This window comes from Mesorhizobium sp. M0088 (genome assembly GCF_040322895.1).
Classification (GTDB): Bacteria; Pseudomonadota; Alphaproteobacteria; order Rhizobiales; family Rhizobiaceae; genus Mesorhizobium.
The window spans coordinates 61,143-85,446 of record NZ_JAMYUI010000003.1; the positions used below are offsets into that span (position 1 = coordinate 61,143).

Annotated in this window: 19 protein-coding genes; 8 read left to right on the top strand and 11 right to left on the bottom strand. The window is 61.5% G+C overall.

Going from position 1 to position 24,304, the window contains the following annotated elements; all coding sequences use genetic code 11:
* Window positions 1-33: 33 nt before the first annotated feature.
* From glgB to NKJ67_RS04640, 5 genes are all read right to left on the bottom strand, one after another.
* Window positions 34-2,247, bottom strand: a complete 2,214-nt coding sequence (gene glgB / locus NKJ67_RS04620; RefSeq protein ID WP_352580666.1) for a 1,4-alpha-glucan branching protein GlgB — start codon at window positions 2,245-2,247, stop codon at window positions 34-36.
* 107 nt (window positions 2,248-2,354) lie between these two features.
* A complete protein-coding gene (locus tag NKJ67_RS04625; RefSeq protein WP_352580667.1) occupies window positions 2,355-4,823 on the bottom strand; it encodes a glycogen/starch/alpha-glucan phosphorylase in 2,469 nt (822 codons plus the stop codon).
* A 234-nt stretch (window positions 4,824-5,057) separates the two neighbouring features.
* Window positions 5,058-5,840 carry an ATP-binding cassette domain-containing protein gene (locus NKJ67_RS04630; RefSeq protein ID WP_164748811.1) on the bottom strand — a complete coding sequence of 261 codons (783 nt, stop codon included), beginning with the start codon at window positions 5,838-5,840 and terminating at the stop codon, window positions 5,058-5,060.
* 2 nt (window positions 5,841-5,842) lie between these two features.
* Window positions 5,843-6,904: an ABC transporter permease gene (locus tag NKJ67_RS04635; protein WP_127269995.1), complete on the bottom strand. Its 1,062-nt coding sequence runs from the start codon at window positions 6,902-6,904 to the stop codon at window positions 5,843-5,845.
* 159 nt (window positions 6,905-7,063) lie between these two features.
* The gene (locus NKJ67_RS04640; protein ID WP_372337956.1) at window positions 7,064-8,041 is read right to left on the bottom strand and encodes a sugar ABC transporter substrate-binding protein; all 978 of its coding nucleotides are present in this window, start codon (window positions 8,039-8,041) and stop codon (window positions 7,064-7,066) included.
* A 266-nt stretch (window positions 8,042-8,307) separates the two neighbouring features.
* Here NKJ67_RS04640 and NKJ67_RS04645 point away from each other — a divergent pair, with 266 nt between their 5' ends.
* The 4 genes from NKJ67_RS04645 (at window position 8,308) to NKJ67_RS04660 (ending at window position 12,291) form a co-directional block, all read left to right on the top strand.
* Window positions 8,308-9,534, top strand: coding sequence for an ROK family transcriptional regulator (locus tag NKJ67_RS04645; protein ID WP_352580668.1), 1,227 nt, complete (start codon window positions 8,308-8,310; stop codon window positions 9,532-9,534).
* Entirely contained in the window at window positions 9,534-9,980 is a 447-nt protein-coding gene (locus NKJ67_RS04650; RefSeq protein ID WP_023808513.1) for an RbsD/FucU family protein, read from the top strand. Before NKJ67_RS04645 ends, NKJ67_RS04650 begins: the two co-directional genes overlap by 1 nt.
* Window positions 9,977-10,900 carry a carbohydrate kinase family protein gene (locus NKJ67_RS04655; protein ID WP_127380095.1) on the top strand — a complete coding sequence of 308 codons (924 nt, stop codon included), beginning with the start codon at window positions 9,977-9,979 and terminating at the stop codon, window positions 10,898-10,900. Before NKJ67_RS04650 ends, NKJ67_RS04655 begins: the two co-directional genes overlap by 4 nt.
* Window positions 10,901-11,148: 248 nt before the next feature.
* Window positions 11,149-12,291 carry a DegT/DnrJ/EryC1/StrS family aminotransferase gene (locus NKJ67_RS04660; RefSeq protein ID WP_127380096.1) on the top strand — a complete coding sequence of 381 codons (1,143 nt, stop codon included), beginning with the start codon at window positions 11,149-11,151 and terminating at the stop codon, window positions 12,289-12,291.
* A gap of 15 nt (window positions 12,292-12,306) precedes the next feature.
* Here the strand turns inward: NKJ67_RS04660 and cysQ are convergent, their stop codons facing one another.
* Genes cysQ through cysD form a run of 3 tightly spaced genes read right to left on the bottom strand, consistent with a single transcriptional unit; the run spans window position 12,307 to window position 15,951 of the window.
* A complete protein-coding gene (gene cysQ, locus NKJ67_RS04665) occupies window positions 12,307-13,095 on the bottom strand; it encodes a 3'(2'),5'-bisphosphate nucleotidase CysQ (protein ID WP_352580781.1) in 789 nt (262 codons plus the stop codon).
* Between the two features lie 10 nt (window positions 13,096-13,105).
* Window positions 13,106-15,043 (bottom strand): sulfate adenylyltransferase subunit CysN, encoded by a 1,938-nt coding sequence (gene cysN, locus NKJ67_RS04670; protein WP_352580669.1) that lies wholly within the window; start codon window positions 15,041-15,043, stop codon window positions 13,106-13,108.
* Window positions 15,044-15,045: 2 nt separating this feature from the next.
* A complete protein-coding gene (gene cysD, locus NKJ67_RS04675) occupies window positions 15,046-15,951 on the bottom strand; it encodes a sulfate adenylyltransferase subunit CysD (RefSeq protein ID WP_027035869.1) in 906 nt (301 codons plus the stop codon).
* Between the two features lie 489 nt (window positions 15,952-16,440).
* On the opposite strand from cysD, the gene NKJ67_RS04680 reads away from it, so the two are divergent.
* Both NKJ67_RS04680 and NKJ67_RS04685 read left to right on the top strand, forming a co-directional pair.
* Complete coding sequence (locus NKJ67_RS04680; protein WP_352580670.1) at window positions 16,441-17,766, top strand: O-antigen ligase family protein; 1,326 nt, start codon at window positions 16,441-16,443, stop codon at window positions 17,764-17,766.
* Window positions 17,763-18,698 carry an NAD-dependent epimerase/dehydratase family protein gene (locus tag NKJ67_RS04685; RefSeq protein ID WP_352580671.1) on the top strand — a complete coding sequence of 312 codons (936 nt, stop codon included), beginning with the start codon at window positions 17,763-17,765 and terminating at the stop codon, window positions 18,696-18,698. The genes NKJ67_RS04680 and NKJ67_RS04685 overlap by 4 nt, the downstream gene beginning before the upstream one ends.
* 52 nt (window positions 18,699-18,750) lie before the next feature.
* On the opposite strand, the gene NKJ67_RS04690 is transcribed toward NKJ67_RS04685, so the two are convergent.
* The 3 genes from NKJ67_RS04690 to NKJ67_RS04700 all read right to left on the bottom strand — a co-directional run bounded on the left by NKJ67_RS04690 (window position 18,751) and on the right by NKJ67_RS04700 (window position 22,373).
* On the bottom strand, window positions 18,751-19,293 hold the full coding sequence (locus NKJ67_RS04690) for a sugar transferase (protein ID WP_127271926.1): 543 nt from the start codon (window positions 19,291-19,293) through the stop codon (window positions 18,751-18,753).
* A 122-nt stretch (window positions 19,294-19,415) separates the two neighbouring features.
* Window positions 19,416-20,351: a glycosyltransferase family 2 protein gene (locus tag NKJ67_RS04695; protein WP_352580672.1), complete on the bottom strand. Its 936-nt coding sequence runs from the start codon at window positions 20,349-20,351 to the stop codon at window positions 19,416-19,418.
* 33 nt (window positions 20,352-20,384) lie between these two features.
* Complete coding sequence (locus NKJ67_RS04700) at window positions 20,385-22,373, bottom strand: SDR family NAD(P)-dependent oxidoreductase (RefSeq protein ID WP_352580673.1); 1,989 nt, start codon at window positions 22,371-22,373, stop codon at window positions 20,385-20,387.
* A 315-nt stretch (window positions 22,374-22,688) separates the two neighbouring features.
* Here NKJ67_RS04700 and NKJ67_RS04705 point away from each other — a divergent pair, with 315 nt between their 5' ends.
* The gene (locus NKJ67_RS04705; protein ID WP_245475678.1) at window positions 22,689-23,576 is read left to right on the top strand and encodes an ABC transporter permease; all 888 of its coding nucleotides are present in this window, start codon (window positions 22,689-22,691) and stop codon (window positions 23,574-23,576) included.
* 134 nt (window positions 23,577-23,710) lie between these two features.
* Window positions 23,711-24,283, top strand: a complete 573-nt coding sequence (locus NKJ67_RS04710) for an ABC transporter ATP-binding protein (protein WP_352580674.1) — start codon at window positions 23,711-23,713, stop codon at window positions 24,281-24,283.
* Window positions 24,284-24,304 lie beyond the last annotated feature (21 nt).

The following is a 24,304-nucleotide window of genomic DNA, read 5'->3' on the forward strand; positions in this document are numbered from 1 at the left end:
CTACCCTCCCAAGTTACTCGATATCGACATGGCTCAGTCGGCAACGAGTTCAAGCATGATCGTCGACAGCGGCGGCAGAAGCATCGTCGCGGAGATGCTTCCTCCCTCCGCCCGCGCCTCGACCATGCCGCCATTGCCCTTGCCGGACCCGCCATATTCCGAAGCATCGGTGTTGATGATCTCACGCCATTTGCCTGATGTCGGCAACGGCACGCGATAGTTGTCACGCGGCACCGGCGTGAAATTGGAAATGACGGCCACCGGGCTGCCGCCCGGTGCGCTGCGCAGCCAGGCAAAAACCGAATTCTGGCTGTCATCGACGATCAGCCAGGAAAACCCTTCCGGCTCACAATCACGGCCATGCAGTGCCGGGCGCGAACGGTAGAGATAGTTGAGATCGCGCACCGTCTGCCAGACGCCGCGATGCGGCCGGAATTCAAGCAGGTTCCAGTCGAGCGCGCGCGCCTCGCTCCATTCGCGGCGCTGCGCGAACTCCTGCCCCATGAAAAGCAGCTTCTTGCCGGGATAGCCCCACATGAAAGCGTAGTAGGCGCGCAGCGTCGCAAACTTCTGCCAGTCGTCGCCGGCCATCTTGCCAAGCAGCGTGCCTTTGCCGTGCACGACCTCGTCGTGCGAGAGCGGCAGCACGAAATTCTCCGAGAAGGCGTAGGTCAGGCCGAAGGTGAGGTCGTTGTGATGGTGCTTTCGGAAGATCGGCTCCTTGGAGAAATACTCCAGCGTGTCGTGCATGAAGCCCATATTCCACTTGAAGCCGAAGCCCAGCCCGCCTTCATGCACCGGTGCCGAGACCTTCGGCCAAGAGGTCGATTCCTCGGCGATGGTCATCACGCCCGGATGGTGGCCGTAGACCTCCTTGTTCATCTTCTGCAGGAAGCTGACCGCCTCAAGGTTCTCGCGGCCGCCTTTCTCGTTGGGGATCCATTCGCCGGCCTTGCGTGAATAGTCGAGGTACAGCATCGAGGCGACCGCATCGACGCGAAGTCCGTCGACATGGTATTTCTCGGCCCAGAACAACGCATTGTTGACCAGGAACGACACCACCTCGCGGCGGCCGAAATTGTAGATCGCGGTGTTCCAGTCGGGATGAAACCCCTTGCGCGGATCGGCATGTTCATAGAGCGCGGTGCCATCGAAATTGGCCAGGCCGTGCTCATCGACCGGGAAATGCGCGGGCACCCAGTCGAGAATAACGCCGACGCCGGCACGGTGGGCGCCGTCGACGAAGCGGGCAAAGCCGTCCGGATCGCCAAAGCGGGCCGATGGCGCGTAGAGGCCGGTCGTCTGGTAGCCCCAGGACGGGTCATACGGGTGTTCGGAGATCGGCATGAATTCGATATGGGTGAAGCCGGTCTCGACCACATAGGGGATCAGCCGGTCGGCCAGTTCGTCCCATGACAGGAACGTACCGTCGTCGCGAAGCTGCCAGGAGCCGGCATGGACCTCGTAGATCGAAATGGCTTCGCGCCGGTGATCGGCATTGCGCCAGAAACTGCGATGCGCCTCGTCGCCCCACTCATGCGCCGGCGGCACGGCCACGACCGAAGCGGTGGCCGGACGCAGTTCGGACTTGAAGGCGAACGGATCGGCCTTCAGCGGCAGCCTGACGCCGTCGGGGCCGATGATCTCGTATTTGTAGGGCCGGCCGGCACCGATATCGGGAATGAACACCTCCCAGATGCCGGTGTCGCGGCGATCCCGCATCGAGTGCCGGCGGCCGTCCCATTCGTTGAAATCGCCGACCACAGAGACACGCCGCGCATTGGGAGCCCAGACGGCGAAATGCACGCCCGTGGCGCCTTCGTGCTCGATGACATGGGCGCCGAGCTTGTCGAACAGCCTGAGATGCGATCCCTCAGCGATGTAGTAGTCGTCCATCGGCCCGAGCACCGGACCGAACGAATAGGGATCGGTCAGCCACCAGTCGCCGCCGGCATTGCGCGCGTGATAGCGAAGCGGCTGCCGCTTCTTGATCGAGAGCTTGCCTTCGAAAAAGCCGCCATCGTCGCGCCTGGACAATTCACCCGCGATGATGCCGGTCAGCGTATAAGCGGTGACGAATTCGGCATTCGGAACAAAGCAGCGGGCCACAAAACCCTTCCCAGCCTCCTGAACACCGAGAACGGCAAACGGATCGCCATGCGTGCCGGCAACAATCGCCGCAACATCGCTGGCTGCCGCCAGTCCGTCCGGCCCGCTTGTCGCAGCGGTCGCGCGCGGCTTCTTCATCAGGCAGTGTCCCTCCCCAGGCACCGAGTGTTTGTTTCTAGTGGTGTGATCCGACTTTCAAGTTCACACCACCGGGACCACATTGTTTGCGGCCTCATGCAATCACATCAGGCAGGCACGTTCCAGATTTCTTTCGCATATTGGCGGATCGTGCGATCGGAGGAGAACCAGCCGACACGCGCCACATTGCGGATTGCCCTGGCGTACCAGTCGGGACTGTTGCGCCAGACCGCATCGACCTCGCGCTGGGCGGTGGCATAGGCATCGAAATCGGCGGCGACCATGAACCAGTCGCTGTTGTAGAGGCCGTTGACGAGGTCGCGGTAACGCTCCGGATCGTCCGGCGAAAAGACGCCCGACGAGACGGCAGCGACCGCTTGCGCGAGCTCAGATGATCCTTCGATGACGGCGCGCGGATCGTAACCGTTGTTGCGCCGCTCGGCGACCTCGGCGGTGGTCAGGCCGAAAATGAAGATGTTGTCGTCGCCGACGCATTCCTTGATCTCGACATTGGCACCGTCGAGCGTGCCGATGGTCAGCGCGCCGTTGAGCGCGAACTTCATGTTGCCGGTGCCCGACGCTTCCATGCCGGCAGTCGAGATCTGCTCGGAAAGGTCGGCCGCCGGCATCATGATCTCGGCCAGACTGACATTGTAGTTCGGCACGAACACCACCTTCAGCAGACCGCGCACGGCCGGATCGCGGTTGATGACTTTTGCGACATCGTTGGCGAGTTTGATGATCAGCTTGGCATTGTGGTAGCTGGGCGCCGCCTTGCCGCCGAAGAATTTCACGCGCGGCATCCAGTCGCGCTCGGGGTGCGAGCGGATCTGGTCATAGAGAGCGATCGCCTCGAGGATGTTCAGAAGCTGGCGCTTGTATTCGTGGATGCGTTTGATCTGGATGTCGAAAAGCGCCGAAGGATCGACCTTGATGCCGAGCCGGTCGGCGACGAGGTTGGCCAATCGCGCCTTATTGGCGCGCTTGACGGCGGCGAACTTGTCGCGAAAGGCGGCGTCGCCGGCGAAACCGTCGAGATCCTTGATGGCGTCGATGTCATCGAGAAAACGGTCGCCGATCGCCTCACGGGCGAGCGACGTCAGTCCGGGATTGCATTGGATCAACCAGCGCCGCGGCGTGATGCCGTTGGTCTTGTTGTTGATACGATCGGGATATAGCTTGTGCAGGTCGGCGAACACCGTCTCCTTCATCAGGTCGGTGTGAAGAGCCGAAACGCCGTTGATGGAATGCGAGCCGACAAAGGCCAGATTGCCCATGCGCACCCGACGGTCGCCATTTTCCTGGATCAGCGAGATGCGGCCAATCTGCTCGTCCGAGAACTGGTTGGAAGCACGCGCCTCCAGAAGCACTTCAGCGTTGATGGCATAGACGATCTGCATGTGGCGCGGCAAAAGCCGCTCGAACAGCGGCACCGGCCAGCTTTCCAGCGCCTCGGGCAGCAGTGTGTGGTTGGTGTAGCCGAAGGTGCGCTGGGTGATATCCCAGGCCTGATCGAAGTCCATGCCGTGGACGTCCATCAACAGGCGCATCAACTCCGCCACAGCGATGGCCGGATGAGTATCATTAAGATGGATCGCCGCCTTGTCGGGCAGCGATTTCAGGTCGCCATATTGGCTCAGATGGCGCTGCACGATGTCCTGCAGCGAGGCGGTAGAGAAGAAATACTCCTGCCGAAGCCGCAGTTCCTGCCCGGCCTTGTGGGAATCGGCGGGATAGAGCACGCGCGACAAGGCATCGGCCTTGTTGCTTTCGGCGAGCGCGCCGATGTGGTCGCCGGCATTGAATTTGTCGAGCAGGATCGGATCGACCGGCATGCCCGACCAGAGACGCAGCGTGTTGACGCGATTGGCCCGCCAGCCGACGACGGGCGTGTCATAGGCGACGGCCAGCACATGCTCGGTCGGTTTCCAGACATGGCGTTCGAGGCGCCCGTCCTTGGAGGTGATCGATTCCACCGAACCGCCGAAACCAACCTCGAAGGAGCGTTCGCGACGTTCGAATTCCCACGGGTTACCGTGATCAAGCCAGGTCTCTGGCAGTTCGACCTGCCAGCCGTCGTGAATCTCCTGCCGGAACATGCCATTGGCATAGCGGATGCCGTAGCCATGCGCCGGAATGTCGACGGTCGCCATGCTTTCCATGAAGCAGGCCGCGAGCCGGCCGAGGCCGCCATTGCCGAGCGCCGCATCGGGCTCGAGTGCTGCAATCAAGTCGAGGTCGACACCGAGAGAGGACAGCGCCTCGCGCATGTTGTCCATCAGGCCCAGATTGGAGAAGGCATCGCGCATCAGGCGGCCGATGAGGAATTCCAGCGACAGATAATAGACGCGCTTTTCCTTCTGGTCGTAAGCCTCTCTCGTCGCCTGCATCCAGTGATCGACGATCCGGTCGCGCACGACCTTGATCGAGGCGGTCAGCCAGTCGTACTGGGTCGCAACGGTGGTGTCCTTGCCGACCCTGTATTTGAGGGCAACCAAGACTTCACGTGCGAGTGTCTTTGGGTCAGGATTTTCGAGCAGTGGAGGAAGGGGTTCGGATGTCATCGCGCTCGTCATGATGCCTCTCGTGCGGTTGCCATGATCATACCGGCTTTCATCGCTCCTCCCAGCCCATGCTAGCTGATACCGCCATATATTCAATCGATTTAAACAGGTTCGATCCGGCTTGCCCCCTGCGGCAATTTGGCAATTCTGAAGTGTGACGCGCCAAGACGGCCCGCGCGCCGCGCTTCAAATCTCTGTTCCGTGCTTGCCGTTGTCGCCATGCGCCAGCCACTTGGGCGACATGTATCAAGCCGCCAGCGCCGCCTCCGGCGGGGCCTTGGCTCCTGTCATGAAGGCGACGGCGTCGGACATCGTATATTGCTTGGGGTCGATGACGGCGAGGCGACGGCCCAGCCGATGGATGTGAATGCGATCGGCCACTTCGAAGACATGCGGCATGTTGTGCGAGATCAGCACGATCGGGAGGCCGCGCTTCTTGACGTCGAGGATCAACTCGAGCACGCGGCGGCTTTCCTTGACGCCAAGGGCGGCCGTCGGCTCGTCCATGATCACCACACGACTGCCAAAGGCGGCCGCACGCGCCACGGCAACGCCCTGCCTTTGGCCGCCCGAGAGCGTCTCCACAGCCTGGCTGATGTTCTGGATGGTCATCAGGCCAAGTTCGGTAAGCTTGTCGCGGGCGCGCTTTTCCATCGCCGGGCGATCGAGCATGCGAAGCCAATCGCCCAGAAAACCCGGTTTACGGATTTCGCGGCCAAGGAACATGTTGTCGGCGATCGACAGCGCCGGCGACAGCGCCAGGTTTTGGTAGACGGTCTCGATACCGGCTTCGCGGGCCTCCATCGGCGATTTGAAGGAGACGGGTTTTCCTTCGAGCCGGATCTCGCCTTCATCGGGCGCGGCAGCGCCGGAAATCGCCTTGATGAGCGACGATTTGCCGGCGCCATTGTCACCGATGACAGCAAGGATTTCGCCGGGGTAGAGGTCGAAGTCGGCGTTGTCGAGGGCGGTGACGCGGCCGTAGCGCTTGACCAGGCCACGCGCGGTGAGAATGGGTTCCTGGGTCATGGTCATGCCGAAACCTTTCTGATCCATTGGTCGACCGCCACGGCGCCGATGATCAGCACACCGGTGAGCAGCACCTTCCATTGCGGATCGGCGCCCAGCATGTTGAGGCCCATGGAGACGACGCCGACGATCATCGCGCCGAACAGCGTGCCCAGGATCGAGCCGCGTCCGCCGAACAGGGAAATACCGCCGATCACCGTCGCGGTGATCGCCTGGAGATTGTAGTCGGTGACGGCAGCCGACGGCGAGATCGAGCCGTTGCGGCCGATGGAGACCCAGGCAGCGAAAGCGGCGATCAGCCCGGCAAGGGTGTAGACCGTCATCAGCACCTTCTTGGTCTGGATGCCCGACAGCTTCGCCGCCTCCTGATCATCGCCAACGGCGTAGACATGGCGGCCCCATGCCGTGTGATTGAGCACGTACCAGAGGATCATCACGAGCACGACCGTGGCAATGACGCCGAGCGTCAGCACCGCCGTGCCGACCTTGAAGCTGATGGCAAAGAGATGCAGCAGCGGCGCCTGGGTGTCGACATCGGTGTCGCGGATCGTCTCGTTGGCCGAATAGATGAAGTTCGTGGCCATGACGATGTTCCAGGTGCCAAGCGTCACGATGAAGGGCGGCAGCTTCATGTAAGCGACAAGCACCCCGTTGAGCAGCCCGCATGCCGCGCCGGCGGCAAGCCCGATCGCCACGGCGAGCGCGCTCGGCATACCGTAGGAGACCGCGCAATTGCCCATGATCACCGCTGAAATCACCATGATCACGCCGATCGACAGGTCGATGCCGGCGGTCAGGATGACCAGCGTCTGCGCAGCGCCCAGAATGCCGATGATGGCGATCTGCTGCAGGATAAGCGTCAGCGTGTAGGACGAAAAGAACCGCCCACCGATGGTGATGCCGAAAACGATGATCGCCAGAACCAGGACGATCAGCGGCACTGCGGCCGGCGTCGAATGCAAGAAATGCTGGATGCGCTTGACGGCCGATTTGTGCTCGTCAAAAGCAGCAACGCTGGTGTCGCTGCTCGAGAGAACCTTCTCGAATTCCTGAGCTTGAGCCATGTTTACTCCCCGTAGGCTTCAGCCAAACGCCGACGCCAGTCCACGCCTTTCCGGTCTGCTGCCGGGATTGTTCGCGGTCACGCGAGCCATCGTCCACCCGAAGCGGCCGGGGATCAAGCCCCGACCGCTCAGGTTCCCTGGATGCCGGTCAGACCGACATCAGCCCCAGCACTTGGCGAGGCCTTCCTTGGTGTCGATGGACTTGACGCCGGTGGCCGGCTTGTCGGTCACCAGGTTGACGCCGGTGTCGAAGAAGTTCTTGCCTTCGGTCGGCTTCGGCTTGGTTCCGTCCTTGGCAAAAGCGGCGATCGCCTCGATGCCGAGTGCTGCCATCTGCAGCGGGTATTGCTGCGAAGTGGCGCCGATGACACCTTCGGCCACCGACTTCACGCCGGGGCAGCCGCCATCGACGGAAACGATCAGCACCTGGCTTTCGAGGCCGACAGCCTTGAGCGCCTGGTAGGCGCCGACAGCGGCAGGCTCGTTGATGGTGTGGATGACGTTGATGGTGTTGTCCTTCTGCAGGAGGTTCTCCATCGCCTTGCGGCCGCCCTCTTCGTTGCCGTTGGTGACGTCGTGGCCGACGATGCGGGGATCGTCCTCATCGCCGATCTTGTTGGGATCCTTCACATCGATGCCGTAGCCCATCATGAAGCCCTGATCACGCAGCACGTCGACAGTCGGCTGCGAAGGCGTCAGGTCGAGGAAGCCGATCTTGGCGTCCTTGGCCTTGTCGCCGAGCGTGGCGGCTGCCCAGGCACCGATCAGCTTGCCGGCTTCGAGATTGTCCGTCGCAAAGGTCGCGTCGGCGGCGTCGATCGGATCGAGCGGCGTGTCGAGCGCGATCACCAGCAGGCCGGCGTCACGCGCCTTCTTCACGGTCGGCACGATGCCCTTGGTGTCGGATGCAGTGATCAGGATACCCTTGGCGCCGTCGGCGATGCAGCTCTCGATGGCCGCAACCTGGCTCTCGCTGTCGCCGTCGATCTTGCCGGCATAGGTCTTGAGGTCGACGCCGAGTTCCTTGGCCTTCGCGGTCGCGCCTTCCTTCATCTTGACGAAGAAGGGATTGGTGTCGGTCTTGGTGATCAGGCAGGCACCGACACCAGCCGCGGATGCGGACGACGCAAACGCCATCAGCCCCAGAGCCGCGGCGGCAAACACGGTCGATTTCAACAGTTTTGTATTGGTCACGATTTCCTCCCAGTGGAACCATCCGGATGCCGGCCAACCGGCACCTGCAGCGCGTCCAACGAAATTCTCCCAGCGTGGACGCTGCCTCAACAGACACCAGCACGAAGCCTCTGTCAATAATTAAATCACTCTTATTTATTATTGACAGCCTTGCTTCGTTCACCCATTCTGGCCCAAAAGCATTGAGGGGAAACGACGGGAGGAACAGGGTGGAAACGGCCATTGCGAGGCACGGTTCGCCCGAGGTGAATGACAGTCTCATTCACCGCGGCACCAACCAGAGCGGCATGCGCGACCACAATGAGCGGTTGGTGCTGTCGCTGGTGCGCCAGCACGGCAGCCTGGCAAAATCCGACATCGCCCGCATGACCGGCCTTTCGGCGCAGACGGTTTCGGTCATCATGCGCGAGTTGGAGGAAGAAAGCCTCCTGCTGCGCCAGGCGCCGTTGCGCGGCAAGATCGGCCAGCCTTCCATTCCGATGGCGCTCAATCCCGAAGGCGCTTTCTTCATTGGGCTGAAGATCGGCCGCCGCAGCGCCGAACTGGTGTTGATAGATTTCCTTGGCCATGTCCGTTCGATGCTGCAGCATTCCTATCGCTACCCGGCGCCGCGCGAGACGGTGGACTTCGTCAGCAACGGCATGCGGCAGATGCGCGGTGCGCTGACGCCCGCGCAAGACAAGCGCATCGCCGGGCTCGGCATCGCCATGCCGTTCGAATTGTGGAACTGGGCCGATACCGCCGGCGCGCCGCGCGACGTGATGGACGAATGGCGCCACCGCGACATCCGGGCCGACATCCAGACGCAATGCGATTTTCCGGTCTATTTGCAGAACGATGCCACGTCGGCCTGCGGCGCCGAGCTCGTCTTCGGCCAGGCGGGCGCTGCGCGCGACTTCGTCTATTTTTATATCGGCGCCTTTGCCGGTGGCGGCATTGTGCTGAACGGCCGGCTTTTTGGCGGCCCGACCGGCAATGCCGGAGCGCTCGGCTCCATGCCGGTGCCCGGGCCGGACGGCAAGCCGACCCAACTGATCGATGTCGCTTCCATCGCCATGCTCGAAAAGGCGCTCAATGCGCGCGGCGTCGAAGCCTCGCATCTGTGGACCTCGCCGGAAGATTGGGGCGAGATCGGACCCGAGCTTGACGACTGGATCGCCAGCGCCTCAAGGGCGCTCGCCTACGCCATCGTCGCCGCATCCTCGATCATCGATTTCGAAGCGGCGGTGATCGACGGCTGGATGCCGAAAGCGGTGCGCCGCCGGCTGGTCGACGCCATCATCGCGGCAATCGCCACGATCGATGGCGAAGGCTTGAAGCTGCCCGCCATTCGCGAGGGAACCGTCGGCATCCATGCCCGGGCACTCGGCGGCGCCAGCCTGCCACTTTCCGAACGCTTCCTGATCGGCTCGACGACGATTTCCAGGAGCGCCTGATGCTGATCGGAATTCCGGCGCTGCTCGGTCCGGAGCTTCTGGCGATCCTGCGCGGCATGGGCCATGGCGACGAAATCGCCCTTGTCGACGGAAACTATCCGGCGGAACAGCAGGCAACCCGGCTGGTGCGCGCCGATGGTCACCCTCTTATCCCCGTACTCGACGCGATATTGAGTGTCCTGCCTGTCGATGACGCCGTGCCGGAGGCGCTGTTTCGCGCCTCGGTCAAGGGCGATCCCTCGCTTGCCGATCCCGTCCATCATGAGATCGAGGCGATCTGCGCCAAACGGGCGCCAGGCCGCAAGGTGGTTGCGCTGGCCGGCGCCGACTTCTATGCACGGGTCAAATCGGCGCATGCCATCGTCGCGACCAGCGAGCCGCGGCTCTACGCCAACATCATCATACGCAAGGGCGTGATCCATCCGCCGGAGACCAGGAAGCCATGATCCTCTGCTGCGGCGAAGCCCTGATCGACATGCTGCCGCGCACGACGACAGCGGGTGAGCCGGCCTTTGCGCCTTATGTCGGCGGCGCGGTGTTCAACACGGCGATCGCGCTTGGCCGGCTCGGCGCGCCGGCAGGCTTCTTTTCGGGCCTGTCGTCGGATCTGTTCGGCGGCCAGTTCCGGGATGCGCTGGGGGCAAGCAAGGTCAGCTCCACCTATGCGCACACCTCACCACGGCCAACGACGCTGGCCTTCGTCAAGCTCACCAACGGCCAGGCGACCTACACTTTTTATGACGAGAACACCGCCGGCCGCATGCTGACCGTCGACGACCTGCCGCAGCTTGGCAGCGAGATCGAAGCCATGCTGTTCGGCGCCATCAGCCTGATTTCGGAGCCCGCCGGCAGTGCCTATGAGGAGTTCATGCGGCGCGAGCATGAAAGTCGAGTGATGATGCTCGATCCCAACATCCGGCCGAACTTCATACCGGACAAGGCCAAGCACCTCAGGCGCATTCGCGCGATGATGGCGATGGCCGATATCGTGAAATTGTCGGACGAAGACCTGAACTGGTTCGGCGAAGCCGGCTCGCACGAGGATGTCATCCGCAACTGGCTGGATCGAGGCCCGAAGCTGATCGTCGTCACCCATGGCAGCGAAGGCGCCGTCGGCTATACCAGGGAACATGCCGTCACCGTCATGCCGGAAAAGGTCGAGGTGGTCGACACGGTCGGCGCCGGCGATACCTTCAACGCCGGCATCCTCGCCTCCTTGCATGAGCAGGGCCTGCTGACCAAGGCGGCGATTTCCGGCTTGTCGAAAGACGCCATCCACAACGCGCTGGCGCTCGGCGCGAAGGCGGCGGCAGTGACCGTGTCGCGGGCCGGCGCCAATCCACCCTGGCGACATGAAATCGCCTGAGCAACGCTCAACATAAGTTGAGCCCAATCGATCACTTTATGTTTCGCAGGGGCTCTTTACGGGGCTATAAGGGCGGGATGGCGCCCGACGAAGCCCGGATTTCCGGCATCTGACTGACATTCGCCGGGAAATACTGGTAACGGACTGCGACACTTGGGCAATTTGGGGCTCCGCCTGCCCGGCTTTCTCGGCAAGCGCAACTCTGGTACCAGCGGCCGATTATCTGGCTAACCCGTTTTGAGGCCGACATGCAGTTCATCGATCTTGGCGCGCAGCGCGAACGAATCCGCGACCGGCTGAAGGCCGCGATCGACCGTGTCGTCGACGAAGGCCGCTATATTCTTGGCCCGCAAGTCACCGAATTCGAGAATAAGCTTGCCGCCTATATCGGCACCAAGCATGTCGTGGCCTGCGCCAACGGCACCGACGCGCTGCTGTTGCCACTGTTTGCGGCCGGCATCGGCCCGGGTGACGCGGTGTTCGTGCCGAGCTTCACTTTCGCCGCCACCGCCGAAGTGGTGGCATTGGCCAAGGCCGAGCCGGTGTTCGTCGATGTCGACCCGCATAGCTACAACATCGACATTGCCAGCCTCGAAGCGGCCATCGCCATGATCAAGAAGGAAGGAAGGCTGAAGCCGAAGGCTATCATTCCTGTCGATCTGTTTGGCCTAGCCGCCGATTACGAGGCGATCATGGCAATCGCCAACCGCGAAGGGCTGATGGTGATCGAGGATGCCGCCCAGTCGATGGGCGGTTCGCTCGACGGCAAGATGTGCGGTGCTTTCGGCCATGTCGGATCGACCAGCTTCTATCCGGCCAAGCCGCTTGGCTGCTACGGCGACGGCGGCGCGATGTTCACCAATGACGATGCGCTGGCTGAGCAGCTTCGCTCCTTCGCCTTCCATGGCAAGGGCGAGACGCAGTACGACAATGTCCGCGTCGGCATCAATTCGCGACTCGACACGATCCAGGCGGCGATCCTGATCGAGAAGCTGGCTATCCTGGAAGACGAGATGGTCGCCCGGCAGGTGGTGGCAAAGCGCTATGCCGAAGGGCTTGGCGATATCGTCACTGCGGCGCGCAATCTGGACGGCAGCCGTTCGGCCTGGGCGCAATACGCGATCGAGACGCCCAAGCGCGACGGGCTGAGGGCGCATCTCGGCGAAAAGGGTATTCCGTCTGTCATTTACTACGTGAAGCCGCTGCATGCCCAGGTCGCTTATCGCGACTACCCACGCACGCCGACCGGCCTTGCCGTATCGGAAGACCTGCCGAAGCGGATCCTGTGCCTGCCCATGCACCCTTATCTCAGCGAAGCCGACCAGGACCGCATCATCGAGACGATCCGCAACTATATCGGCTCGAATTCGGCGCAGGCCGCGGCAGAGTAAGCTGCCGAGCCTTTCTCAGCCGGGGCCCGCCGCCCTGCCGCTGGCAATGAAATGCGGATTGGCAAAATCCTCGTCGTCGCTTTGCTTGCGCTTGCCATAGACCAGAGGTTGGCCGTCCAGCGTGCGCGTCATGCCGCCGGCGGCGCGCAGGATGGCGTCGCCCGCCGCTGTGTCCCATTCCATGGTGCGGCCGAAGCGCGGATAGACATCAGCCTCGGCACTGGCGAGAAGGCAGAACTTCAAGGACGAACCGACCGAAACGATTTCGGCGGCACCGAGGTCGCGAATATAGGCCTCGGTTTCCGGTGTGTTGTGAGACCGACTGGCGACGACGGCCAGCGGCGTCGCGGCCGTTCTCGCCGCGATCGGCCGGCGGCCGACGATCTGGTAATCGCCATCGATTTCGAGTGATTCCGCCCTGCCCGGCAGGCCGGAAAAGAAGCGGCCCGTGCAGGGCGCAAAGACGACGCCGACTTCCGGCACGCCATCGCGAACCAGCGCTATGTTGACCGTGAAATCGGTGCGGCGGTTGACGAACTCCTTGGTCCCATCGAGCGGATCGATCAGAAAAAAAGCCCCGTCCAGATCGGGCGGCACGATGCCGGCGGAAGCTTCTTCCTCGGCCACGCAGGGGATATCGGGAAATGCGGCACGCAGTCCGGCGAGAATGATCTTTTCGCTCTCGCGGTCCGCCTCGGTCACCGGCGAGGCGTCGGACTTACGGTCAACCGCACAGCCGGCGTGGAACACGCGCATCACCTCGCGCCCGGCCGACAAGGCCAGGCGCTCGAAGATTTCAAGCATCAGCCTGTCGTCAGATGCCGCCGCCGCTATCGTATTGGTCTTCGGCAATGTCGCGCTCGTTCAGCCAGTGTTCCAGGGCGTCGACCATCTCTTCGGCCGACTTGCCGAGTGTCCGCAGATGGACCTCCGGGGTTTCCGGCGCTTCATAAGGGGAATCGACGCCAGTGAAATTCTTGATCTCGCCATTCAGCGCGCGCGCATAGAGGCCCTTCGGATCACGCCTGGCGCATTCCTCGAAAGGCGTATCGACGAACACCTCGACGAATTCTCCGTCGGCCATCAATTCACGTGCCATGCGCCGCTCGGCGCTGAAGGGCGAAATGAACGAAACAATGACGATCAACCCGGCATCGGCCATCAAACGCGCCACTTCGGCGACGCGGCGGATGTTCTCGACGCGATCGGCGTCGGTGAAACCAAGATCGCGGTTGAGACCGTGACGGACGTTGTCGCCGTCCAGGATATAAGTGTGGCGGCCGGTGGCGAACAGCTTCTTTTCGAACAGGTTGGCGATGGTCGACTTGCCGGAACCCGACAGCCCGGTGAACCAGAACACGGCGGGCCGTTGGTTCTTCATGTCGGCGCGCACGCGCTTGCCGACATCGAGCGACTGCCAATGGATGTTTTCGGCGCGGCGCAACGAGTGCAGGATCATGCCGGCGCCGACCGTGGCGTTGGTGATGCGGTCGATCAGGATGAAGGCGCCGGTGGTGCGGTTTTCGGCGAAGGGATCGAAGGCGATCGGCGTCCGCGTCGAGATGTTGCAGATGCCGACTTCGTTCATTTCGAGCGACTTGGCCGCTTCATGGGCAAAGTCGTTGACGTTGATCCGATATTTCAGGTCGGTGACGGTGGCGCTGGTCTGGTCGGTCTCGGTGCGCAGGATGTAAGAGCGGCCTGGCAGCAACGCATGCTCGTCGAACCAGACGATGTTGGCGGCGAACTGATCGGCGACCTGCGGCCGTGCGGCAGGCGAAACCAGCATGTTGCCGCGCGAGATTTCGACTTCATCATCGAGGACGAGCGTGACGGCCTGGCCGGCGGCCGCCTGGGCGAGATCGCCGCCATACGAGACGATCCGCTTGACGCGCGAGGATTTGCCGGACTTGGCGACAACGACCTCGTCGCCGGGCGCAACCGAGCCGGAGGCGACCGTGCCGGCAAAGCCGCGAAAGTCGAGATTGGGACGATTGACATACTGGACCGGGAAACGGAACGGCAGTTCGACCATCGCTTCGTCGACCGACACGTTTTCGAGATGCTCGATCAGCGTCGGGCCGGAATACCATTCCATGCTTTCCGACCGGCGGCTGACATTGTCGCCATAACGGGCCGACATCGGGATCGGCACAATGGTCTGGAAGCCGAGATCGCGCGAGAATTGCCCGTAGTCTTCGACGATCCGGTCGAAAACCGCCTGATCGAAATCGACAAGATCGATCTTGTTGACGGCCAGCACGACGTGGCGGATGCCGAGCAGCGAGGCGATGATCGAATGCCGCCTTGTCTGGCGAAGCACACCCTGCCGGGCATCGATCAGCACGATCGCCAGGTCGGCGGTCGAGGCGCCGGTGGCCATGTTGCGGGTGTATTGCTCGTGGCCAGGTGTGTCGGCAACGATGAATTTGCGTTTCGGCGTGGCGAAGAAGCGGTAAGCGACGTCGATGGTGATACCTTGCTCGCGCTCGGCCTCCAGACCGTCGACCAGCAGCGCGAAATCGATGTCGTCGCCCGTCGTGCCATGCTTGCGCGAATCGCGTTCGAGCGCGGCGAGCTGGTCCTCGAAAATCTGCTTGGTGTCGGACAGCAGGCGCCCGATCAGCGTCGACTTGCCGTCATCGACCGAGCCGCAGGTCAGGAAGCGCAGCAGCGACTTCTTCTCCTGCGCAGCCAGATAGTCGCGAACGCCGTCGGTGGGAGCGAGGCTCTTTGCCATGATGTGGCGCATGGTCAAAAGTACCCCTCGCGCTTCTTCTTTTCCATCGAGCCGGCTTCATCGCGGTCGATCAGGCGACCCTGCCGTTCGGACGTGCGTGCCGTCAGCATTTCGCCGACGATGGCTTCCAGCGTGTCGGCATCCGATTCGATGGCGCCGGTCAGCGGATAGCAACCAAGCGTGCGGAACCGCACCAGCCTGTTCTCCACTGTCTCGCCGGGGCGCAGTTTCATGCGCTCGTCATCCCGCAGGATCAGCATGCCGTCGCGTTCCACCACCGGTCGTTCCTTGGCGAAATAGAGCGGCACGATCGGGATACTTTCCTGCAGGATGTACTGCCAGATATCGAGTTCGGTCCAGTTCGACAGCGGAAAGACGCGGATCGATTCACCCGATGCGATGCGGGTGTTGAATATCTTCCACATTTCGGGGCGCTGGTTCTTCGGATCCCACACATGCTGGGCGTTGCGGAAGGAAAAGATGCGCTCCTTGGCGCGCGATTTCTCCTCGTCGCGACGAGCGCCGCCAAAGGCCGCATCGAAACCGTATTTGTCGAGCGCCTGGCGCAGCGCCACGGTCTTCATGACATGGGTGTGGGTGTTCGAACCATGGTCGAACGGATTGATGTTGTCGCGCACGCCGTCTTCGTTGACATGAACCAGGAGATCGAAGCCGAGTTTCTGCGCCATCTGATCGCGAAAGGCGATCATCTCGCGGAACTTCCACGTCGTGTCGACGTGAAGAAAGGGGAACGGCGGCTTGGCGGGATAAAACGCCTTCATCGCCAGATGCATCAACACGGATGAATCCTTGCCAACCGAATAGAGCATGACCGGCTTGGCAAAAGCGGCCGCAACCTCACGGAATATATGTATGGACTCGGCTTCAAGCCGCTGAAGATGCGTAAGCGCTGTTGTCATGGGCCGTGGGCGTTCTTTCGTATCTTCCAACAGAAGACCTTGCCTCAAATCATCGAGCTCTTCGCGCCCGGTTCGAGCCTTGTTTCTGGACGTTCTTTCTCGTGCCGGCGTTCTAGCAGATCGCCATTGTCAAGAACAATGCTGGACTGACCCGGCCGCACATGGTTCGAGAATGAATTTTCCACAGATGCCGGCAAATCCGGAAATTCCTGCCTGCAAGCTCAACGGCCCAGAAAACGCGGGGAAAATATTGCTTGAATGGATCAGCTGCGGCTTTCAAGGGACTTCCTCTGGTCGGCCCGCGCCTGCCGCGGATTTTCGGTGGCAATCTGCCCTATACACTATCGAAAATGGGGGGCAGCCGCTATACCAGCCTCGGGAAGCGGGCAAGTGCATCATGAGGCATGAGGCAATTTCGAGGCGAGCGCATTCAACTTCGCCAAACAAGATCCGCCGCATGAAACTTGCCGAAGACAGCGAGTCCGAAAATTGACCCGGCTTTCATCCCTGAGACAGCAATTCACGCCTTCGCGGATCAACAACTACTTCTCCATCCTTTGCTTCTTTTTTCCACCGGTTCTGGGGTCGGTGGTCAGCTTTGTGTTCAATGGCGGAGGCCTTTCGTCAGCCCTGCTGATTGCTTCAGGGAAAAGGCGCTTCAACGCCGACCGGCCCGTGATCTGGATGACGGTCGCGATCTATGCCTACTGCGCCTCCAATCTCCTGGCTTCCATCGTCAACAATTCGTTCGCCCGGGATGCGCCACATCTTATCCCGCTCGTCACCTTCCTGTTTTTTCCCGTGTCCTATTCGACCTGGAGCATCACGCAGAAAACCACGCTTACCCGCATCATCGTGCTTTCCAGCATGGCCGCCTGTTTTGCCGCGCTGCTCATGGCCGTCATCCAGCAATATTGGATTGGCGTCAGGGCCGAGGGGGGAGCCGGAAATCCGATCGTCTTCGCAACCGTGGTGTGCCTTGCCGTGGTGATGTGTGTGGCTGGCGCCTTGTCCGGTGTTGAGCAAGCCCGGACACCCCTCTTCTACGCGGCACTGGCAGGGACGATCGCCGTCATCTATTCCGGCTCGCGTATCGTCTGGCTGGCACTGCTGATCGCCGGCATCGCCGTCATGCTGATCAACCGGCACAGGCTCAGAGGCAGGAATGCCGTTCGCCTGCTGCTGCTGCTGGCAGCGGTCGGCGTCGTGATCGCCGCTTCCAGCTTCCAGGCGATATCCGGGCGGGTCGACTTTTTGCGCTCCGATTGGGGTGCGCTTGGGGCTGGCGGCAATTACGACACCTCGTTGGGAATACGTGTTGCGCTTTGGGAGATCGGCCTCAAAGCATTCCATGACATGCCACTGTTCGGGCACGGTGTGGGTGCAACCCAGCATCTGATCAAGCAGGGCTTTCATGAGCAGTTCGCGATGGACACAGGCTTCAACCATTTTCACAACGGCTTCCTGACCGCCTTGGTGCAAGCGGGAATTCTGGGTGCCGTGACGCTGGCGGCGATCTTTATCGTTGCCGCTGGAAATGCCGCCCGCGTCTTGCGAAACAGCAACGATCCGAGCGAGCGGTTCGGCGCGACCATGATTGTTGTCGTGGTGATCACCTATCTGACGGCCGGAATGACAGGCATCCTGATCGGCCATGACATTCTGGACTCGGTGCTGATGGTCTTCATGGTGAGCGGAACATATCTCGCCTCCGGACGCCATGTTCCTTTGTTGGAAGAGCAGGCACTTGCACCAGTGATGGAAGAGCGAGCACTTCCATCAGTCACCAAAGAGCTGTTTCGGGTAAGGCCATGAAGGTTCTGGTCACGGGCGCGACAGGTTTCATCGGGCGCCTTGTCGTGCGCCACCTTCGCGAAGCCGGTGCCGAGCTTCGCCTCGCCTCCCGCCATCCCGAGAGGCTTGGTTCGGAGAACGAGACTGTGCCGATGCCCGGCTTCGATGCGCCGGCCGCGGCCTTCCTGGAACTGACCCGGCATATGACTGACGTCGTCCATTGCGCCGGCCTCAACAATGATCGGGGAAATGCAACCGAAGCCGATTACCAGGCGGCCAATGTGGAACTGAGCGCAAGGCTGGCGCATGCCGCGGCCGCCCAGATAAGCGGACGTTTCATTCATCTCTCCTCGATCCGAGCGGTGATCGGCGCGCATGTCAGCGCAACGATCGACGAGGACACGCTTCCTGCCCCACAATGCGCCTATGGACGCTCGAAGCGCGAAGGCGAGATCTGGGTTTTGGACGCCTACGCGTTACACGGCCGCTCCGACGCCGCCGTGTTGCGCCTGCCTCCGGTTTATGGAAGCGGCATGAGGGGGAATCTGGCAACGCTGATGCGCCTTGCCGATACGCCGCTGCCGCTGCCGACGGGTGCCTTGACCGGAATCCGCTCGCTGATGTCTTCCGAGGCCGCGGTGCGAGCAGTGTCGCACCTGCTCAGCCATTCCGGACCGCTTCGCCCGATCTATGTCGGCGCCGATGTGCCTCCGGTCGCCGTCGAGGCCATCATCGCCGCCTTTCGCAGAGGTTTGGGGCGGCGTGAGCGCCTGATGGCTGTGCCGGCCGGTCTGATACGGCCGGTCGTGGCCGCGCTCGGCAGGCGGGCGTTCTGGGACAGCCTGACCGCGACACAGATATGCGACCCCGCCCTGCTGGTATCGCAGGGGTGGACGCCTGAAGCCCGCACGGTCGAGCGGCTGGCCGAGCTGGCGCGGCTCGGTAGATCCTGACTTTCTTGCTTGACCATGATCTTTTCCAAAAACCGGCTTCCACTTTTTGGGATCATGGTCTGCGGTAGAGCGTTCCAAACAGTATCCGAAGGTCGAGCCAGAACGACGCAGTGCGGAGGTAGGCAGCATCCGTTTCGGCCAAAAGCTCCGGGTTCGACATGTCGATGCCCCTGATCTGGGCCAGGCCGGTTATGCCCGGCAGCGCCGCCAAAACCCCCAGCCGCCTGCGACACTCGATCAACTCCGTTTGGGTCGGCAGGCAGGGGCGCGGCCCGACCAGGCTCATTTCGCCCTTCAGGACGTTCCAGAATTGCGGCAGCTCGTCGAGCTTGAACTTCCGTAAGACCTTCCCGACCGATGTCACGGAATCCGCCGGCGCCTCATGCGAGGGTAGCGACGGCGTCCCGACATACATGGTGCGCAACTTGTGGCAGCGGAAAAGCCGACCGTCGCGGCCGACCCGCACCTGCGAAAAAATAGCCGGGCCCGGCGACGATGCCCGAACGGCAAGGACGGTGAGCGCCAAGACAGGAGATGTCGCCACCAGCAGCAGAGCCGCACCGGCAATATCGAAGATTTGCTTGGCTGCCTTCATGAACGGCCGATAGTGCTCCCTGCCGAAGTCCCGAGGCAACGCCGCAGGCCAATGCCGTCAATCCGGTCGACGTAGCATGAGCCGATCTCTTGACCAAGCGCGCCACGCAGCCGTCGCAATGTTCAGATGCGCCCCAGGATGAAGGCGAGATAGAGCCCAATGTTTCCGGAAACGGTCTGCCGATAGACGCCGCTTTGGCGCAAGCCTGCCAAGCGGCGGGAAAGGCCACCGTTGCGCCCGCGGATGAAAAGGTCGAGGCACGCCGTCGCGTCCTCGGTCAGGAGATCGCGATTGACGGCGAGACCGTCGAGGTTGAGGTCCGTCCAGCCGGCGAATTCCCCCTTGAACAGGCGGCCAAGCCGGGAGAACCTTGCTTTCCAGGACACGTTGGCGCCGACCAGGTTTGCCGCGTGCTGCCGGTAGCGCACCAACGGTCGCGGATCGTAGCGGACGATGCCGCCGGCGGCGGTCACGATGAGATAGGCCCACCAGTCGTGGCTGACGAACCCGGTCCTCGTGGAGGCCCTGGCCAGCAGGTCGCGTGCCGCAGCGTTGAGCAGGATTGTGTTGCCGCCGGCGATGCTTTGCACAAGCGCATTGCGAAAGGATGGCGGCCGGGCAAACAGCGGCGAATGGCCGACAAGGCTTCCTGTTTCCGTCATGGTCGCGGTTCGCGAACAAAACATCAGCGGGGTTTTCGCATCCTGGGTCCGCATCCAGTCGATAGCGCTCTCCAGCCTGTCGGGCTCCCAGATATCGTCCTGGTCGCAGAAGGCATAGCAGTCCGCCTCGATGCGCCGATCGACGATCATGGAGCGGAAATTGGCGGCAAAGCCTTGCCGCGGCCCCTCTACGAGCGTCATCCGCCCCTTGGGCCGCCAGCGGGATTTCCATGTCTCGACGATGGCGGTCGTGCCATCGATGGAGCCATCGTCTGAAATCCACAGGTCGACCAGAGGGTGCGACTGCGCAAACAGGGATTGCAGCTGCTCCTCGATGAAGGTAGCGCCGTCTTTCGTGCCCATCAGGACCGCGATGCGCAGATCATCTTTGCTCACGAGCAAGATCGCTTTCTGAATTCTGAACCGGGCCTAGCTCGCCTGCCCCGCCGTTTTCGGGATCGCGCCCTGATGAGGGCTTTCCCGGGCCTTCTTGGCGCGGTCAAGGCTCGCCAATGCGGCGAGCGCGGCAGCCTTGTCCTGGTTTTTCGCCGACTGCTGCAGTGCCGTGAGCGCGACCTGGACATCCGACCATTCCACGACGTCGGTGCTGAGGCCGAAAATCTTCGAGATGCCGAGTTCGACGAGTTCCTCGTCTTCGCCATGCAGCGTTTCGTGGAGTTTTTCGCCCGGCCTTATGCCGGTGAACCGGATCGCGATGTCCTTGTATGGGCTCTTTCCGGACAAGCGGATCATCGTTTCGGCCACTTCAAGGATCGGCACCGGCTTGCCCATGTCGAGCATATAGACGGCATAATCGTCTCCGCTCTGCCGCGACGCGGCATCGGCCGCCGACATGATGACGAGATCGACGGCTTCGGCCACGGTCATGAAATAGCGCGTCATGCGCCGGTCGGTAATGGTGACGGGCCCTCCGGCCTCGATCTGCGCCTGGAATATGGTCGCCACAGAACCATTGCTGCCGAAGACATTGCCGAACCGCACTGCAATGAACTTGGTGGCCGGGCGACGCCCGCTTGTCTCGCCTGCCGGCGTGCCATGCAAGGCGCTGATGATCTGTTCGGCGGCCCGCTTCGTCATGCCAAGCACTGACGAGGGATCCACCGCCTTGTCGCTCGATATCAGGACAAATTGCGCAACCCCGCACTTGGCGGCAACCTCGGCACAGACGAGCGTTCCGAAAATATTGGTCTGGATGGCCGAATCCCAGTTCTCCTCGAGCAGCGGAACATGCTTGAGCGCCGCGGCATGAAAAATGATGTCCGGCCGGAATTCCGTGACGACACGCATTATCTGGCGCCGGTCCGCGACATCGACGATGCGGACCTTGAGGCGGTCGTGGTCCTTCTCGTCAACATACTGGCTTAGCTGGAAAATGCCGAACTCGGAGTTGTCGGCGACCAGCACCGCCTCGGCTCCCAGTTCCAGCGACCGCTTGACCAGCGTCTGGCCGATAGAACCGGCACCGCCGGTCACCAGAACGCGTTTGCCCCCGACAAAGGCGCCGATGCGCTGGATGTCGGCCGCGACCGTCGGACGGCGCAGGATCGTTTCCATCTCGACGGTGTCGAGAACCAGCTTTCCGTGCTGTTCCAACTCCGAAAGGCCTGAGAACTGCACCACATTTATGTCGCCGTGCCGGGCAATGCGCACAAGTTCCGAATAGTCTTCGATTTCGTGCTCGGCGCCGCTGCCGAAAATCAGCAGGTCCAGGCTTTTGGTGCCGGTCGCATAGTCTTCCAGGACATCGATCAGGCGCGGCATGGTCGCCACCACGGGAACACCTTGGATCCGCGTACCCAACGGCGCGCCGCGCTCGGTCGCCATGATGCCTGCGATGGAATAGTCCGCCGGTTGCGCCGTGCGGGTGAAGCGAATGATCAGGTCGGCCTCGCCGAGCCGGCCGACGAACAGAGCGCGCTTGGCCTGCCTGGCGTCGGTCTTGCGGCTCAGAATCCCCCAGCTCGCGCCGTCACGCAGGAAGCGGTAGAACAGCCGGGGTGCCGATATGATGGTGAAGGAGACGAGGAAGAAGACGATGAACTGACGCTCGTTGAGCCCCGCCACCGGCCGGTAAAAACGCAGCAGCAGCGACGCCATGTAAAGAGTGAACGTCAAAATCGCGCAGCTCTTCAGGATATTGAAAAAGTCCGGCGTCGAGGCGAAGCGCCAGACGGTGGTGTAGAGGCCACTGTAGCGGAACAGCAAATGGCTGATGACGACGATGCCCGCCCATGTCGCCAGACCCTCGTTGGAGAGCGCTTCGAACGAAAGATTCGACCGCGAAAGGATAAGGCTGAGCGCCACGGCGACCAGGACCATGACCACGTCCTGGACCATGATGAAGGCGCGCCGCATCTGTGGCCTGAGCCCGAACACAGCTTCTAGGTGGGAATTCATTGGACGGCACTAGACTCCAGGCTCAAGGGCATCGACACCAGCGAAGTGCGAACACGAAGTTACTTCGCGACCAATCCACCTTAAGTGCCATCCCCGGCCCCCGCCGTCCTCTATCGCATACTGCGGGGGCGAGGGCATAGCTAGAGGTTTTTTCGGGAAGAGGCTTCCAGCGGAGAACATGGATCATGCTGGGGCGATTGCCGTAAAGTCAACATTACCAAACGCTAATAGATAAGCCACACAGCATCAGCATGCGTTCAGTTTTGCCGCAGTTGACTCTGCTCCCCACCGCGTTACGACGCAATGCGTTGCCACATGCCCACCGAAATGGCTATTAGAGACGGGCTTGGTGGTTCGCTATGGCCAGCGAAGAATAATGCGCCAGAACAACGGATTGCGATACTCCCAGCTATGATTGCGGCACTAAACGGCGCTTTTGACGACATCTCAAAAGCCATGAGATTACACCGGGTCTGGATCGCGCTTGCCCACGAGGACATCGGCGACCAGCACAGACGAACGACGCTCGGCCCGCTTTGGATGCTGGTCAATTATTTCGCTTTCGTCGGCACTTTTGTCTTTGTTTTCGTGACCACAGACGCCAGCAACCCAAGCTATATAGCCTATGTAGCCATCGGCATGCTGGTCTGGTTCTACCTCACCGAAACCATCACTATGAGCGTGTCGCTCTTCCAGCGAGAAGCGAGCTTCATTCAAGGCACGACGCTGCCGTTGTTCGTCTATGTGATGCGATTGACGATGCAATGCATCATCAGGGCTGCTTATTCGTTGGCGGGTTGCGTTCTTGTTCTGCTGCTGGGCGGTTACGGAATCAGCACGAATTGGCTGCTATCGCTGTTGGGTCTGCTGCTCATCATCCTGGCAACGCCTGCATTCGTAACGGTTTTTGCGTTCTTGGGCGCTTTCTTTCCCGATAGTGAGTTCATCGTCGGGAATCTGATGCGGGTCGGCATGTTCTTCACGCCGGTCTTCTGGGTCTATAGCGGCCAGGAAGGCGTCCAAAAGTATGCCTATCATTGGAATCCCTTCACCTATTTCCTGGAGGGCGTGCGTGAGCCGATCACGGCCGGCATATTTCCGACGCACGCATTGGCCGTGGCTGGTTACATCAGTCTCGGCCTATGGGCTCTTGCGCTGCTGTTGCTGGGCCGTTATCGCAAACGCATCGTTTTCCTGATCTGAGTTCCATGACATCCATCCAACTGAACAATGTCAGCCTCGTTTATCGTCTGTTCGAAAAATTGACACTTTCGGCGCCTGGCAGGCGTCGCAGCGCTCTTGGCGGCAACATAGCCAAGTCGGGCAGCAAGCAGGTCGTGCAGGCGCTCGACGATGTTAGCTTCGAACTCAAGGCAGGCGACCGACTGGGCCTTGTCGGCCCGAATGGCGCCGGCAAGACGACGCTGCTCAAGGTTCTATATGGAATCTATCAGCCGTCGGGTGGCACGATATCGATCGCGGGCAAGGTCGATGCCCTGTTCAACATCAACATAGGGTTTCGCCCCGAGGCCACCGGGCGCAGGAACATCGTGCTGAGGGGATTGATCAGAGGTTGGACGGCGGCCGAGATCGAAGAGAAGATGGAAGAGATAATCGATTTCAGCGAACTGGGTGACTTCATAGACCTGCCGTTCAAGGCGTATAGCCAGGGCATGGCGGCACGCCTGGCATTTGCGGCGGCGACCGCGCTCGAGCCCGAAATTCTGCTCATGGATGAATGGATCGGCGCCGGCGACGCATCGTTCCAGGAAAAAGCCAAACAACGGATGAACGAACTGGCGGAAAAGGCCGGCATCATCGTATTGGCCAGCCACGACGAAGCGCTCATCGAGCGCGTTTGCACAAAGAAAATGACGCTTCGAGCCGGCCGGGTGGAATCGCTGACTTAAAGCGCCTCTCAAACGCCGGGA

Excerpts from the sequence above, each read along its gene's own strand:
- glgB (WP_352580666.1), bottom strand. The coding sequence starts at position 2,247 with ATGAAGAAGCCGCGCGCGACCGCTGCGACAAGCGGGCCGGACGGACTG.
- NKJ67_RS04625 (WP_352580667.1), bottom strand. The coding sequence starts at position 4,823 with ATGACGAGCGCGATGACATCCGAACCCCTTCCTCCACTGCTCGAAAAT.
- NKJ67_RS04630 (WP_164748811.1), bottom strand. The coding sequence starts at position 5,840 with ATGACCCAGGAACCCATTCTCACCGCGCGTGGCCTGGTCAAGCGCTAC.
- NKJ67_RS04635 (WP_127269995.1), bottom strand. The coding sequence starts at position 6,904 with ATGGCTCAAGCTCAGGAATTCGAGAAGGTTCTCTCGAGCAGCGACACC.
- NKJ67_RS04640 (WP_372337956.1), bottom strand. The coding sequence starts at position 8,041 with ATGGCGTTTGCGTCGTCCGCATCCGCGGCTGGTGTCGGTGCCTGCCTG.
- NKJ67_RS04650 (WP_023808513.1), top strand. The coding sequence starts at position 9,534 with ATGCTGATCGGAATTCCGGCGCTGCTCGGTCCGGAGCTTCTGGCGATC.
- NKJ67_RS04655 (WP_127380095.1), top strand. The coding sequence starts at position 9,977 with ATGATCCTCTGCTGCGGCGAAGCCCTGATCGACATGCTGCCGCGCACG.
- NKJ67_RS04660 (WP_127380096.1), top strand. The coding sequence starts at position 11,149 with ATGCAGTTCATCGATCTTGGCGCGCAGCGCGAACGAATCCGCGACCGG.
- cysQ (WP_352580781.1), bottom strand. The coding sequence starts at position 13,095 with ATGCTTGAAATCTTCGAGCGCCTGGCCTTGTCGGCCGGGCGCGAGGTG.
- cysN (WP_352580669.1), bottom strand. The coding sequence starts at position 15,043 with ATGCGCCACATCATGGCAAAGAGCCTCGCTCCCACCGACGGCGTTCGC.
- cysD (WP_027035869.1), bottom strand. The coding sequence starts at position 15,951 with ATGACAACAGCGCTTACGCATCTTCAGCGGCTTGAAGCCGAGTCCATA.
- NKJ67_RS04685 (WP_352580671.1), top strand. The coding sequence starts at position 17,763 with ATGAAGGTTCTGGTCACGGGCGCGACAGGTTTCATCGGGCGCCTTGTC.
- NKJ67_RS04690 (WP_127271926.1), bottom strand. The coding sequence starts at position 19,293 with ATGAAGGCAGCCAAGCAAATCTTCGATATTGCCGGTGCGGCTCTGCTG.
- NKJ67_RS04700 (WP_352580673.1), bottom strand. The coding sequence starts at position 22,373 with ATGAATTCCCACCTAGAAGCTGTGTTCGGGCTCAGGCCACAGATGCGG.
- NKJ67_RS04705 (WP_245475678.1), top strand. The coding sequence starts at position 22,689 with ATGCCCACCGAAATGGCTATTAGAGACGGGCTTGGTGGTTCGCTATGG.